This window comes from Lamprobacter modestohalophilus, assembly GCF_016583905.1.
GTDB lineage: Bacteria > Pseudomonadota > Gammaproteobacteria > Chromatiales > Chromatiaceae > Lamprobacter > Lamprobacter modestohalophilus.
In genome coordinates this window covers 1-14,178 of the sequence record NZ_NRRY01000078.1, presented here as the reverse complement: position 1 = coordinate 14,178, position 14,178 = coordinate 1, and the positions used below count along the sequence as shown (strand labels likewise).

Genomic DNA, 14,178 nt, shown 5'->3' with positions numbered 1-14,178 from the left:
GCGAGGAGAATGATCTGAGCGCGCTTGACCAATCCTTGGGGCGCGTTGTGTCGGCGCTCCAGCGCTTGCAGGACGCGAGCGTCTTTGTCAGAGACGTCAACTGGGGCTGCAGTACAGCGCGGCATCGGTGAGAACCTCCGGTCAGTCGCTATGTGAATGATGAGAATGACAAGGTTACTATCTGGGAACGGTCTCAGGTATTTAACAGGGTTGCACTAGGGACAAAACGTCTTGCTTTATTAATGGTCGCTGCAGTTTGAGTGAGGGTTTGCGATGAATGATGAAACAATCACCATTGAGTTTAAATTTCCCTGGTCAATGATGCCTCTAGAGAGCGCGGGGGAATGGATCGACGCGGTTTCTGGTGCTTTGCAAAACACGGACCCCCTTTTTGGAAAGAAGCTTTTTGTGTCTGGCAGGCATGGCTCGAGAAACCTTCTCCTGGTCGAGAACGACACCGATAACACCTATGCGATTGTCAGTTATGGTGTAAAGGGCAATGCAATGGAGTGCGCAACCAGTGAAATTATTTTATCGAGGCAAGCGCTTTCGGATAAATTGCGTCGGGACTTCGAGGAGCAAAGGGAAAAGCGCAGGGGACGAAGACCAGCCGATGGGCGTTGAGCGATACAACATGGCGTTCACGACTGGCGGTCTCCTGTTGCGTGAGACGGGCTTGGTGCTTGCGCGCTTCCAGCAACTCGGCGACTGGGATGGGGTGCGTGCCCAGGTCCTTCGAGACAACCTGCTTCAGGCCCGCAAGGCCAGCACGGGCAAGCGCTTGGCGGGGGAGGTCATCTGTCGCCTGCAGCACCTGACGTCTGAGGAAATCGCGTTCTTCGACTCCGCAGGCGATCAAGACCAAGCCATGCTGGTTTGGGTGGCGATCTGCCGTCGGTTCAGTTTCATCGCGGATTTCATGGCCGATGTTGTCAGGGAACGCTACCTGGCGTTGCGCAATGATCTCAGTCGCACGGACTTTGACGCTTTCCTCGACTTCAAGCAGGCGCAACATCCCGAGCTGGTCGGGATCACCTCGTCCACATGCGCCAAGCTCCGCCAGGTGCTGTTCAAGATGCTGCGCGAGGCCCGGCTGCTGAGCAAGGACAACGTAATCCTGGCGCCCACCTTGAGCTGCGAGCTGGCAACGCTCCTGTTGACGCATCAGGCGGCAGCGGCACGCTTCTTCCCAATCGCCGAGCAGGATCTCAGGGGGCTCGCCGCATGACCGCCGACATCGCGACCTTGCCGATGCAAGAGCGCTACAACCACCTGCTGGAGGTGATCTCCGGTCAGCGTTTTCTCAGAAAGCAAGGTTTGGGCAACGAGGTGCCCTTCTTCATCTGCCCGTTCAAGCCCGACGAGGCGGTCGCGATGGCCAGGCTGCAGCGGCAGCTGCACAACACACTCGATCAAACCGGCGTGCGCCCGCTTGGGATCGACCTCTACGACATCGCGATCGACCTGCTCAAGGAGCGCGGGATTTGGGCTCAAATCCTGGAAATGGAGGCCTCGGTCTCCAAGGCTGAGCTAAAAGAATTACTCCAAGGCGTGCTGGACCCGGAAGCGCATCTGGTCCCGGCCATCTCAGCGCGTATGCAAGCAGCGGAATTCGATGTGATGTTCATCGCTGGCGTCGGCGAGGTGTTCCCCTACATCCGTTCCCACAACGTGCTGAACAACCTGCAAAGCGTTGCCAAAGAAAAACCAACGCTGATGTTTTTCCCCGGTGCATACACCTATTCACTGGAAGCCGGCGCATCGCTCGACCTGTTCGGCCGCCTGCGCGATGACAAATACTACCGCGCCTTCAACATTTACCTCTACGAGGCGTGATCGAGTGTTCGCTGACATGTATTGACGGTATGCACCGGTGGAACGGATGTTTCCGCCATTAAGGCATTGAAAAAAGGGCGTTTGGATCGAATCCGTGATGACGACACTAAAGCATATTTTTGCGAAACCGATTGATCGCGCGATCGAGGGTGTGATCAAGGCCGATGACGACGCTAGCCTGCGCTTGGAGGTCGAGGAGTACGTCCTGACCAACGAGGTCGAGAAGCGCCTCGAGAGCTTCCTCGACGCCTACAACAACTATGAGGGTGCAAACGGCGTTTGGGTATCCGGCTTCTTCGGCTCGGGTAAGTCGCACCTGCTCAAGATGCTCGCCCTCCTGCTGGAGAACCGCGAGATCGACGGGGCCAAGACGCTCGATCTCTTCCTACCGAAATGCGGCGACAACGAGATCCTGCGCGCTGAAATCAAGCGGGCCGTCACCATCCCGTCCAAAAGCGTGCTGTTCAACATCGACCAGAAGGCCGATGTCATCAGCAAGACCCAGTTCGATGCCCTGCTGGCCGTCTTCGTCAAGGTGTTCGACGAGATGGGCGGCTACTACGGCAAGCAGGGACACATCGCGCAGTTCGAGCGTGACCTCGACGGTCGCGGTCTCTATGCGGGTTTCAAGCAAGCCTATGAAAAGATCGCGGGCCGCGCGTGGGAGACGGGCCGTGAACAGGCGTTGCTCGAATCCAAGAACATCGCCAACGCCTATGCCGAAGTCACGGGAGGGGATGCCACCGATGCCACCGGCATCCTCGACAAGTACCGCAGTGAGTACCGAGTCTCCATCGAGGACTTCGCGGAGAAGGTCCAGGCATATCTTGACCAGCAGTCAAAGGACTTCCGGCTGAATTTCTATGTCGACGAGGTCGGGCAGTACATCGCCGACAACGTCAAGCTGATGACCAACCTGCAAACCATCGCCGAGAGTCTCGCCACCAAATGCCGTGGCCGCGCCTGGGTGATGGTCACGGCGCAGGAGGACATGAACAACGTCGTCGGGGAAATGACCCGGCAGCAGGGTAACGACTTCTCGAAGATCCAGGCCCGCTTTGCCAATCGGATGAAGCTGACCAGTGCCGATGTCGCCGAGGTGATCCAAAAGCGCCTGCTGGCCAAGAACGAAGCGGGCGTAGGACAGTTGTCGGACACCTACCACACGGAGGTCAACAACTTCAAAACCCTGTTCGGCTTCGCGGACGGCTCCCAGACCTACCGCAACTTCCAGGATCGCGACCACTTCATCCACAGCTACCCGTTCATCCCCTACCAGTTCCCGCTGTTCCAGGCCGCGATCCAGAACCTGTCCCAGCACAGCGCCTTCGAGGGTAGGCACAGCTCGGTGGGCGAGCGCTCGATGCTCGGCGTCTTCCAGCAGGTTGCCGTGCAGATCGGTGACCGCCCGGTCGGCCAGTTGGCGACCTTCGACCTGATGTTTGAAGGCATTCGCACGGTCGTGAAGGCGAACATCCAGCGCGCCATCCTCCAGGCCGAACACCATCTCGACGATGCGTTCGCGATTCGTGTGCTGAAGGCGCTGTTCCTGGTCAAGTACGTCAAAGAGTTCAAGCCGACCATCCGCAACCTCTGCGTGCTGATGCTCGAAGACCTGGATGCCGACCTGCCCAAGCTGGCCAAGCGCGTCGAGGGCGCGCTCAACCTGCTCGAACAGCAGACCTACATCCAGCGCAACGGCGAGCTCTACGAGTATCTGACCGACGAAGAAAAGGACATCGAGCAGGAGATCAAGAACACCGAGGTCGAAACCACCGACGTCGCCGACGAGCTGCAAAAGCTCATCTTCGACCAAGTGCTTCGGGCCAAGAAGATCCGTTTTGATAAGAACGGCCAAGACTACGCCTACTCGCGCAAGCTCGACGACCGGCTGCACGGTCGCGAGCAGGAGCTGGCCATCCACATCGTCAGCCCGTTCCACGAGCACGCCGACAACGAGCAGATGCTGCGGACCAACTCGACCTACAAGCAGGACGAGCTGTTCGTTGTGCTGCCCCAGGAAGATCGCCTGATGCGCGATGTCCTGATGTTCAAAAAGACCGAGAAGTACATCCAACAGAACGTCTCGGCCACCCAGCAGGAATCCATCAAGCGGATTTTGACCGACAAGGGCTTCCAGAACCGCGACCGCTACAACCAGCTCAAGGATCTGGTCGGCTCGCTGCTGGGCAAGGCCAAACTGCTGGTCGCCGGCGGCGATGTCGAGATCGGCTCGGAAGACCCGGAAAGCCGCATCAACCGTGGCTTCCAGGAACTGATCGGGCGTGCCTACCCCAATCTTCGGATGTTGCGCGGTATTACCGTCACCGAAGCGGATGTCGGCAACTACCTGCGGCACTCGAAGGACGGCCTGTTCGGCGGCGATGCCACCAGCCTGGCCGAGTCAGAGCAAGAGTTGCTGGCGTTCATCCAGAGCAACAGCCGGGGCGGTGTCCGTACCACGCTCAAGAGCCTGATCGAGAAGTTTGAGCGCAAGCCCTACGGCTGGTACTACGCCGCCATCCTGTGCAACCTCGCTAACCTCTGCGCACGCGGCAAGCTCGAAGTCCGAGCCGACAGCACATTGCTGGAAGACGACGCGCTGGAACGGGCACTGCTCAATACCCACGGCACCAACAACGTGGTGCTCGAACCGACCGTCGAGTTCACCGCCGCCCAGGTGCGACGACTCAAGGAATTTTTCGGAGATTTTTTCGATGCACCGCCGTCATCCAACGAGGCCAAGGCGCTGGGCAAGGAGGCCAATGCCAAGGTGCAGGACCTGATGACCGCGCTCGACAGGCTCCATGCCCAGGCGGACCGCTACCCGTTCCTGAACGGCCTCCAACCGGTCATCGACAAGCTCAAGGACCTCGCCTCCAAGCCCTACACCTGGTACCTCACCGAGATCTCCCGCGAGGAAGACGCGCTGCTGGACATGAAGGAGCAGCTCATTGACCCAGTCCGCCGGTTCATGGGCGGCTCCCAGAAGGCCATCTATGACGAGGCGAAGATCTTCCTCAAGGACCAGGACGCCAACTTCGTCTATGTCGATACCCCGGAACTCGAAGAGGTCCGCAGCACGCTCTACGACCCGCAATGCTTCAAGGGCAATCGCATCCAGCAGCTCAAGGCCAAGCTCGACGCACTCAAGCAACGGGTGGATGAGCAGGTCAGCGAGGCACGCACCAAGGCGCAAACCGTGCTCGATGACCTGCAACAACGCCTGCACAACATGGCCGAGTACCAGAAGCTTCCAGCCGAGCGCACGGAAGAACTGAACGAGCCCTTCAAAGAGCTGAAAGAGCACCTCGCGCAGCAGAAGCTGATCGCCGTCATCAACGATCGGCTGCGCTACTTCGAAGAGCAGGGCTATCAGAAGCTACTCGACAGGATGTTTGATCTGCTCACACCCAAGCCAGATCCAGAGAAGGACACCGGCGGCGGAAAATCTGCTGGGGTCAGAGAGCCGAGGCCGAAGTACGTCGCCGCCAGGCAACTGCGTGTGCCGTTCGACAAGCCGCTGCTGACAACGGCGCAAGATATCGATCAATACCTGGAGCAGCTTCGCACGGTCCTTCTGGAGCAGATCAACTCAGGAAAGCGGGTACAAATATGATTGAGTATCTTGAACTGAGAAACCTCACGGTCTTCACCGGGCTGACGCTGGAGTTCTCGCCGAAAATCAACGTGATCATTGGTGAGAACGACACCGGCAAAACCCATCTGCTCAAGGCGGGCTATGGGCTTTGTGCCGGTGCGCCCTTGTTAAAGAACAAGCCCGATATCGGCGACGATGAGTTCCAAGCGGCGCTGACCGCCAAGCTGGTGCGCCTCTTCATGCCGCTCGACGACAAGCTCGGCAAGATGCATCGCCAGGGCGCGAGCGACCAGGCCTATCTGTCGGCCCGTTTCGCCGGGGGGCAGAAGATCGCCGCGACCTTCTTCAACAACTCGAGGGCGCTGGCCGTTCAGGATCGCGCCAACTCCGAGCAATACCAGGCCGAGGCAGTTTTCTTCCCGACCAAGGAAGTCCTCTCGTTCATGAAGGGGTTCAACAGCCTATACGAGAAATACGGGCTCTCCTTTGACCAGACCTATCAGGACATCTGCCTGCTGCTGGATCTCCCCGAGGTCCGCCCGGAAACCCTGCACGAAAAATCCAAGTGGGCCATGGCGGAGATTGAACGCATCTGCGGCGGCCACTTCGTTTTCTATGGCGGTGGCAAGGTCACCTTCAAGACCGAGAATGCAGAATATTCCGCCAATTCCATGGCCGAAGGATTTCGCAAGGCGGGGATACTCTCGCGCCTGCTGGAAACCGGCGCGATCAAGCCCGGTGTCAGCGGCCCGCTGTTCTGGGACGAACCGGAGTCGAATCTGAACCCTAAGCTGATGAAGCTGCTTGTGCAGATCCTCCTGGAACTGTCCCGCAACGGCCAGCAGATTATTCTGGCGACCCATGACTATGTGCTGCTCAAGTGGTTCGATCTGCTCATGGACAAAGGCAAGGATGACCACGTGCGCTTCCATAGCCTGTACCGTGACGCGGACACCTACGAGATCAAAGTCGCCTCCACCGAGGACTACCTGAAAATCACGCCGAACCCGATTGACGAGGCCTTTGGCTTTCTCATCAACCAGGAGATCGAAAACGACATGGGACGCCTCGGCAAATGAAGATCGTTGAGGCTGACGGTTTCGAATTCCGTTTTGAGGGTGCCCTGGACGCATTCGTCTTCGACGAGACGGACAGCACCAAACCCACATTCCACGGTGCGCCCATGAAAGGCGTCGACATCGTCGCCGAGTTCGAGGACGCCTACGTCTACGTGGAACTGAAGGACTACGACGACCCCTCGATTTACGACGTCCTTGGCGCGACGACCAAAGACGAGACAAACTCGCGGCAAGCCAGCTTCAAGTGGCTGAAGAACTACCTGAAGTACAAATTCCGGGATTCCTACCTCTATCGGCATGCCGAGCAGAAGGTGGAAAAGCCGATTCACTACATCTGCCTGATCACCTTTGACAACGCCTTGAACAGCCGGATGCAGAAATCTCTGAAACAGGAGCTGCCGGTGGGCAAAGCATCACGCCGCTGGGTCCAGGCCCTGGCCACAAGCTGTCATGTCGTCAACCTGGATAAATGGAATGAAAACTCCCCAAGTGGCCGGTCACCCGTCTGGCCGCTGCTGCAGCCGGAGGAGCCTGAATAGATGGAAACCGCAAAACTAAAAAAATTCGCCCAGTTCGCCCGGCGCACTCTGCTGGAGCAGGTCTCTGCCAAGCTGAAACTGGTGCTGGCTGAAAACAGCGCCGCCCGCCGGGAAAGCACCGAGGCCATCAAGAAGCTTGAGGAGGCGATCAAGGACCACGGTAAGGAACAGGTCATCGAGCGGGTCGCCTATATCTGGTTCAACCGCTTCTGCGCCCTGCGCTTCATGGACGTGAACCGCTATACCCGTATCGGCGTGGTGTCGCCCTCCGAGGGGCAGTTTCAGCCCGAGATCCTGGCCGAAGCCAAGATGGGGCACATCGATGAAAAGATGGTCCACGACAAGGTCCGGCAGCAGATCTTCGCCCTGCTCGACGGCAAAGCCCCCAGCCGCGACCCGCAGGGTGAGGCCTACCGGCTGCTGGTGGTGGCCGCCTGCAACTCATGGAACAAGGCCATGCCGTTCCTGTTCCAGCGCATCGACGACTACACCGAACTGCTGATGCCTGACGACCTGCTCTCGGGAAACTCCATCCTCGCCTACACCCGCGAGGCAATGACCCCGGACGCGTGCGAGGACGTCGAGGTGATCGGCTGGCTCTACCAGTTCTACATCTCCGAGAAGAAGGACGAGGTGTTCGACGGCCTGAAAAAGAACAAGAAGATCACGCCCGAGAACATCCCCGCCGCCACCCAGCTCTTCACCCCGCATTGGATCGTGCGCTACCTGGTGGAGAACTCCCTCGGCCGTCTGTGGCTGCTGAACCGTCCCGGTTCCAAGCTGGCCGAGCGGATGGACTACTACATCAAGCCGGAACAAGCAGAATCCGATTTCCTGAAGATCGGCAGTCCGGAAGAGATCAAGATCTGCGACCCGGCCTGTGGCTCCGGCCACATGCTCACCTATGCCTTCGACCTGCTCTACGCCATCTACGAGGAGGAAGGCTACGAGCCTGCCGAGATCCCGGAGAAGATCCTCACGAATAACCTCTACGGTATCGAGATCGACGAACGCGCCGGGGAACTGGCTGCCTTCGCCCTGACCATGAAGGCCCGTGGCAAACAGCGCCGGTTTTTCAACAAGGGCGTCAAGCCGAACATCTGCGTGCTGGAGAACGTTCGGTTCGACGAGGACGAGCTGAATGAGTACATGGATTTTGTTGGGCGTGACCTGTTCACCGCGCCGCTGCAAACCACCCTGCGCCAGTTCGAAGAGGCCGATAACTTCGGTTCACTGATCCGACCAGATGTCACCAACGTGGATGGAATTCTCCGGGATTTGGAGTTGAAGGATGTTTCCGGGCAGTTGTTCCTCGCCATAACTCATAACAAGGTTCTGCAAGCTTTACGGCAGACGGACTACCTGAGCCCGAAATACCACGTAGTGATTGCTAATCCGCCGTATCTGGGCGGGAAAGGGATGAATGGGCGGATGGGAGTGTGGCTCAAGGACTTTTATGGGGACGTGAAGTCTGATCTTTTTTCAGCTTTCATTGTCCGTAACACCGAGCTGGCGCTGCCCAAAGGCCAGCTTGGTGTGATGTCTCCATTCGTATGGATGTTCATAGGGAATTTCGAAAAACTAAGATATAGGATTCTTAAGGATTACTTTCTCTTAACGCTCGTACGCCCGGAGTACCATTCCTTTTTTGAGTCTGCTTTTGTTCCGATCTGTGCTTTTGTAATGAGCAAAAGATCTGCTGCGCGAGGGGAAGCATCAGTATTTTTTGATCTGCATGAATTTTATGGATCGGATCTACAACCAGTCCGGCTTCTTGAGGCGATTAGAGATAAGAGCTGTAGCTGGCGCTATGACCTTCGACAAACCCAGTTCCTAAAGATACCAGGATCACCAATAAGCTTCAGGCTTCCTGCGAAGCTAATTGATGCATTTTCGAAGATGCCAAAAACATCTGAGTTTAGCTCCGGCCGAAAAGGAACTACTACCGGAAATAATCATAAATATCTTCGTTTAGCATGGGAAGTGAGCCGCTCACGTATTGCTTTTCAAGATAGATCGTCTAAGTATAAATTTTATCCCCATGCAAAGGGAGGCGACGCTCGCCGATGGTACGGTAACGGCGAATTTGTCATCGCTTACGATGTGGATTCAATAAAGCAAATGGCTGCAGAGAAAGGATTCCGACATGATGGTAAAGACTATTTTTACCGGGAAGGCATCACTTGGTCAGGGATTTCTTCGGATGTGACAGCATTCAGGCATCTTCCTGTAGGACAGACATTTAATAATGCGGCTCCGACAGCTTTTTTTGATAACGAGAATCTTCAAGACTTCTGCTTATTAGCAGTAAATTCGAAAGTGGCTCGGCCATTGATTCAAACCCTGAATCCCACGTTGAACTTTAATCCAGGAGACTTCGGAAACATTCCGATTCCCGTTGATTTGGCAGAGCCAGGTCGAGATCGTGAATTGATCTCTTCGCTGATTGCACTTTCAACATTGGACTGGGATTCCTACGAAACCTCTTGGGACTTCACCAACTTACCGCTACTTAATCCCGACTACCACCAGCCAACCCTGAAGGCCACCTACCAGAAGCTTCGCGCCCATTGGCGGGAGATGACGCTGGAGATGCAGCGGTTGGAGGAAGAAAACAACCGCATCTTCATCGAGGCCTACGGTCTGCAGGATGAGCTGACACCCGAAGTGCCGCTCAACGAGATCACCCTGACCTGCAACCCGCACTACCGCTACGGCAACGACAAGAGCGAGGACGAACTGGAGGCGCTGCTGCTGGCCGACACCCTACGCGAGTTGGTCTCCTATGCCGTGGGCTGCATGTTTGGCCGCTACGCGCTGGACAAACCTGGGCTAATCCTAGCCAACCAGGGTGAGACCATCGAGGACTACCTGAAGCAGATCCCGGAGCCGAGCTTCCCGGCCGATGACGACGACGTCATCCCCATGCTCGATGGCGACTGGTTTACCGATGACATCGCCGAACGCTTCCGCAAGTTCCTGCGCGTGGCTTTTGGCGACGAGCACTACGAGGAAAACCTCCGGTTCGTCGAGCAGGCGCTGAATATCAAAGGCAAGCGTAACTACAGCATCCGCGACTACTTCCTCGGCGAGTTCTACAACGATCATGTCAGGCGCTACAAGAAGCGCCCGATCTACTGGCTATTCTCCAGCCCCAAGGGCAGCTTCAACGCACTGATCTACCTGCACCGCTATCGCCCGGATACGGTCAGCGTGGTGCTCAACGACTACCTTCGCGAGTTCCGCGGCAAGCTCAGCACCCGCCTCGACCACCTGCGCGGCGTCGAAGCCAGCGCCGATGCCACCAAGGGTGAAAAGACCAAGGCACTGAAAGAGATCGAGAACCTGAAAAAGACCATCGCCGAACTCGATGCCTGGGAGCGCGACGTGATGTATCCCTTGGCCACCAAGCAGATCAGCATCGATCTCGACGATGGGGTGAAGGTCAACTACCCGAAATTCGATGCGGCCCTGAAGAAGATTCCCGGCCTGTAGGGTGGGAGGACAAGAGTCCATGCACATTCATCAGCTCAGATTGGAACGATTCCGCGGGGCGAGCAGTCTGTCGCTGGTCCTGGATTCCCGTCTGAATGTGTTCGTCGGGATGAATGGCGCGGGCAAGTCCAGCGTTCTTGACGCTACCGCGATTTTGCTTTCGTGGCTGGCGAACCGGGTTCGTCATGCTGGCGCTTCAGGGCGCCCGATCAAGGAATTAGATATCCGAAACAATGAGTCCGGCGCTGTACTATCACTAACGGTCGGCACTTTGTCGAGGGACTACGGATGGTCACTGGCAAAAAGCCGCAAGGGCAGAAGCCAGGATGAAAGATCGTCACTTGGGGAAGTCACCAACCTAGCCAAGATCCTGGAAAAGCGGATCAACGCGACGAACGGCGAGGTGGACCTGCCACTGCTTGCCTATTATCCGATCAATCGAGCGGTGCTGGATATCCCCTTGCGGATCAGATCCAAGCACTCTTTTGATGTTGTGTCCGCATACGATGACTCGTTGATCAGTGGAGCCAGCTTCAGAACATTCTTTGAGTGGTTTCGGGAAAGAGAGGATCTGGAGAACGAGAATCTGAAATACCGGGATCAGTTGATCAGGCCCGATGATTTTCAGTTTCCTGATCGCCAGCTCGAGGCGGTACGTCAAGCGCTTGAACAGTTTATGCCCGATTTCACGAACCTGACGGTGCGACGAAACCCGCTGCGCATGGAAGTGGATAAGCAGGGTCAAAAGCTGACCGTGAACCAACTCTCCGATGGTGAGAAATGTCTCATGGCCATGGTTGGCGATCTGGCAAGACGCTTTGCGATTGCTAACCCGATGAGGGGCAACCCCCTGGAAGGCCAAGGCGTTGTGCTGATCGACGAGATCGATCTGCATCTTCATCCGAAGTGGCAGCGCATGGTTGTGCCGAGATTGTTGGAGGTGTTCCCCAACTGCCAGTTTTTGATTTCCACGCATTCCCCGCACGTCATCACGCATGTCCAGCCGGAGAATCTGTTCCTGCTGCAACTGCGAGAAGGTCAGCTTTCTTGCTCGCGACCGGCAGAGTCTTACGGCAAGACGGTCGAGCGGGTGCTCGAAGACCTGATGGGGATCGAGACAACTCGACCCGATGAGGTCAATAACTCCTTGAGGCACATTTTTGAACTGATCGACCAACGAGATTTCGACGATGCTCGTGTATCGATCGAGCAGCTAGAACAGGAGATCGGGCAAGATCCCGAGCTGACCAAGGCTGGGGTGTTGATCAAAAGGAAGGAATTGATCGGAAAATGAAGCACATCGTGAAGCAGGGTGAACCGACATCATTTTCGGACTGGAAAGCGTTGGCCAATGATGACTGGCAGCCGAAGTATGATGACTTGCGCGGAACCGAAAAGAGGGATGTGAAAGCGGCCTTGATGACTGAGCAAGGCCATCTCTGCTGTTACTGCGAGGGCCAGCTCATCGAGAGTGATTCTCACATCGAGCATTTTCAACCACAAAGCGATCCGGCAGTTGATCCCCTGGACTTCAGTAATTTGCTTTGTTCTTGTCAGAACCAGATCAAGAAAGGCGAACCACGCCACTGTGGAAACCTGAAAGATGACTGGTATGGCCCTGATCTTTTGGTTTCTCCATTTGATCCGGGCTGTGAAGACCGTTTCGCTCATACGGGCGACGGACTGATCAAACCTGCCTCGACACACGATCAGGGTGCGGCGGAAACGATCAAGCGGCTTGGGCAACAATGAACTTCAATACTACCAACTCTACCTTCCGCCAGTTGCTTGGCAATGGATTGAGTTATCGGGTGCCGCCTTTTCAGCGGGACTATTCCTGGACCGAAGACGAGTGGGATGATCTTTGGCAGGACATGGTCGCGCTGTTTGAGACTGACGGAGAGCCAGCCCATTACATGGGCTATCTGGTGCTCCAATCATCGGATAGCAAGCAATTCGATATCATTGACGGTCAGCAGCGTCTCACGACCATCAGTGTCATGATCCTGGCGGGCCTTGGGCACCTCCAGGATCTAATCAATAGCAAGCTCGATGCTGAAAATAACGCGAAGCGTAAGGAGCAGCTCCAGAACAGCTACATTGGTTATCTGGACCCCGTCAGCCTGGTGCCTCGTTCGAAACTGGAACTCAATCGGCACAACAACCGGTTCTATCAAACCTACCTGGTGCCGCTGGATAAGCTGCCGCAACGTGGGCTGAATGCCTCCGAACATCAACTGCGCAAGGCGTTCAATTGGTTCAAGGACAGGATCAAGACCCGCACCGGGAACCTGACGGATAGCGGCAAAGCACTGACGGCCTTTATCGATGCGCTGGTCGACAAGCTGTTTTTTACCGTCATCACGGTGACCGATGAGTTGAATGCGTTCAAGGTCTTCGAGACGCTGAATGCGCGCGGCGTCAGGCTTTCCTCCACTGATCTGCTGAAGAACTACCTGTTTTCCGTTATCAGCACTCAGGAGACCCATGAAACGGAGCTGCGGGCGCTAGAGGAGCGGTGGGAGCGGATCGTGGGCCTGCTGGGTAGCGAAAGCTTTCCGGAGTTTCTGCGCCTGTTCTGGAACAGCCGAAACAAGCTTGTGCGCAAGTCCGACTTGTTCAAGACCATACGCAGGCGCATCACCACGCGGGATGCGGCATTCGAACTACTCAGGGATCTCGATCGATCAGCCGCTGTCTACGCGGCCCTTCGAGACCCGCAAGATCCATCCTGGGTTGCCGACGAGCGTCGAACGCTTGAGCAACTGGTGATGTTCAACGTACGTCAACCACTGGCCATGCTCTTGGCCTGTCATGGAACATTCTACGAATCCGAAAGGGCGGGTTTCAGCCGCATCATGAAAACCGTGGCCGTTGTGTCGTTTCGATACAATGTGATCTGCAATCTGCAGACCCATGAGCAAGAGCGTCTCTACAACGATATTGCCTGGAAGGTATCGGCCGGGACTTACTCGCGTGCATCGGACGTCATCTCCGCGTTGCGTGAGGTCTATCCAGACGACAACCAGTTCAAGGCGGCCTTTTCGGAGAAGGAACTTCGCACCACCAATAGTCGGAACAAGAAGGTGGTTCGCTATATTCTCTTTGAGATCGAGCGGCAGCGCTCGGGTAAGCGCTTCGAGTTCGAGAGCGCAACCTATAATCTTGAGCACATCCTGCCAGAGCACCCATCAGAGGCCTGGTCATACATTGAGGAGTCAAAACAGGACCGACTGATTTATCGCATTGGAAATATGACTCCGCTGGAGACAAATCGGAACCGTGATCTCGGCAATGCGAGCTACGCGGTCAAAAAAGAGGTCTACGAGCAGAGCGACTTTGAGATTACCCGAGCGGTCGCAAAACACTACGACATCTGGGACGAGCCGAAGATCGAGGCAAGACAAAAGCAACTGGCAACGATCGCCGCGGGAATCTGGAAGGTCGAGTTCGGGGCCTGACATTGGAAAATCGCATCGCCCAAGCACTGGCTCGAGGGTGCGGCCTCAACATACTGTGCTCAACAGCAGCACGCCGCCCCAAACTGATCGATCTTCTGCCAGAACTGCGCCCAGCGTCCGACGGTCTGTGTGAGCGCGCGCAGGCTGAGCACGATGCCGGCGCCCTT

At 56.4% G+C, this 14,178-nt stretch carries 10 protein-coding genes; all 10 read left to right on the top strand.

Going from position 1 to position 14,178, the window contains the following annotated elements; translation table 11 throughout:
- Positions 1-273: 273 nt before the first annotated feature.
- A complete protein-coding gene (locus CKO42_RS24330; protein WP_200250842.1) occupies positions 274-624 on the top strand; it encodes a hypothetical protein in 351 nt (116 codons plus the stop codon).
- A gap of 10 nt (positions 625-634) precedes the next feature.
- Entirely contained in the window at positions 635-1,228 is a 594-nt protein-coding gene (locus tag CKO42_RS24325) for a DUF1819 family protein (RefSeq protein ID WP_200250839.1), read from the top strand.
- Complete coding sequence (locus CKO42_RS24320; RefSeq protein WP_242479670.1) at positions 1,225-1,836, top strand: DUF1788 domain-containing protein; 612 nt, start codon at positions 1,225-1,227, stop codon at positions 1,834-1,836. The genes CKO42_RS24325 and CKO42_RS24320 overlap by 4 nt, the downstream gene beginning before the upstream one ends.
- A gap of 97 nt (positions 1,837-1,933) precedes the next feature.
- Positions 1,934-5,455 carry a BREX system P-loop protein BrxC gene (gene brxC / locus CKO42_RS24315; RefSeq protein ID WP_200250838.1) on the top strand — a complete coding sequence of 1,174 codons (3,522 nt, stop codon included), beginning with the start codon at positions 1,934-1,936 and terminating at the stop codon, positions 5,453-5,455.
- On the top strand, positions 5,452-6,516 hold the full coding sequence (locus tag CKO42_RS24310; protein ID WP_200250821.1) for an AAA family ATPase: 1,065 nt from the start codon (positions 5,452-5,454) through the stop codon (positions 6,514-6,516). The genes brxC and CKO42_RS24310 overlap by 4 nt, the downstream gene beginning before the upstream one ends.
- Positions 6,513-7,055 carry a hypothetical protein gene (locus CKO42_RS24305; RefSeq protein WP_200250818.1) on the top strand — a complete coding sequence of 181 codons (543 nt, stop codon included), beginning with the start codon at positions 6,513-6,515 and terminating at the stop codon, positions 7,053-7,055. The genes CKO42_RS24310 and CKO42_RS24305 overlap by 4 nt, the downstream gene beginning before the upstream one ends.
- The gene (gene pglX / locus CKO42_RS24300) at positions 7,056-10,550 is read left to right on the top strand and encodes a BREX-1 system adenine-specific DNA-methyltransferase PglX (RefSeq protein WP_200250815.1); all 3,495 of its coding nucleotides are present in this window, start codon (positions 7,056-7,058) and stop codon (positions 10,548-10,550) included. It abuts the gene before it with no gap.
- 19 nt (positions 10,551-10,569) lie between these two features.
- Positions 10,570-11,844, top strand: a complete 1,275-nt coding sequence (locus CKO42_RS24295; protein WP_200250807.1) for an AAA family ATPase — start codon at positions 10,570-10,572, stop codon at positions 11,842-11,844.
- A complete protein-coding gene (locus CKO42_RS24290; protein WP_200250801.1) occupies positions 11,841-12,302 on the top strand; it encodes a retron system putative HNH endonuclease in 462 nt (153 codons plus the stop codon). The genes CKO42_RS24295 and CKO42_RS24290 overlap by 4 nt, the downstream gene beginning before the upstream one ends.
- Positions 12,299-14,011 (top strand): DUF262 domain-containing protein, encoded by a 1,713-nt coding sequence (locus CKO42_RS24285; RefSeq protein WP_200250797.1) that lies wholly within the window; start codon positions 12,299-12,301, stop codon positions 14,009-14,011. The genes CKO42_RS24290 and CKO42_RS24285 overlap by 4 nt, the downstream gene beginning before the upstream one ends.
- The last annotated feature ends 167 nt before the right edge of the window (positions 14,012-14,178 follow it).

Excerpts from the sequence above, each read along its gene's own strand:
- CKO42_RS24330 (WP_200250842.1), top strand. The coding sequence starts at position 274 with ATGAATGATGAAACAATCACCATTGAGTTTAAATTTCCCTGGTCAATG.
- CKO42_RS24325 (WP_200250839.1), top strand. The coding sequence starts at position 635 with ATGGCGTTCACGACTGGCGGTCTCCTGTTGCGTGAGACGGGCTTGGTG.
- CKO42_RS24320 (WP_242479670.1), top strand. The coding sequence starts at position 1,225 with ATGACCGCCGACATCGCGACCTTGCCGATGCAAGAGCGCTACAACCAC.
- brxC (WP_200250838.1), top strand. The coding sequence starts at position 1,934 with ATGACGACACTAAAGCATATTTTTGCGAAACCGATTGATCGCGCGATC.
- CKO42_RS24310 (WP_200250821.1), top strand. The coding sequence starts at position 5,452 with ATGATTGAGTATCTTGAACTGAGAAACCTCACGGTCTTCACCGGGCTG.
- CKO42_RS24305 (WP_200250818.1), top strand. The coding sequence starts at position 6,513 with ATGAAGATCGTTGAGGCTGACGGTTTCGAATTCCGTTTTGAGGGTGCC.
- pglX (WP_200250815.1), top strand. The coding sequence starts at position 7,056 with ATGGAAACCGCAAAACTAAAAAAATTCGCCCAGTTCGCCCGGCGCACT.
- CKO42_RS24295 (WP_200250807.1), top strand. The coding sequence starts at position 10,570 with ATGCACATTCATCAGCTCAGATTGGAACGATTCCGCGGGGCGAGCAGT.
- CKO42_RS24290 (WP_200250801.1), top strand. The coding sequence starts at position 11,841 with ATGAAGCACATCGTGAAGCAGGGTGAACCGACATCATTTTCGGACTGG.
- CKO42_RS24285 (WP_200250797.1), top strand. The coding sequence starts at position 12,299 with ATGAACTTCAATACTACCAACTCTACCTTCCGCCAGTTGCTTGGCAAT.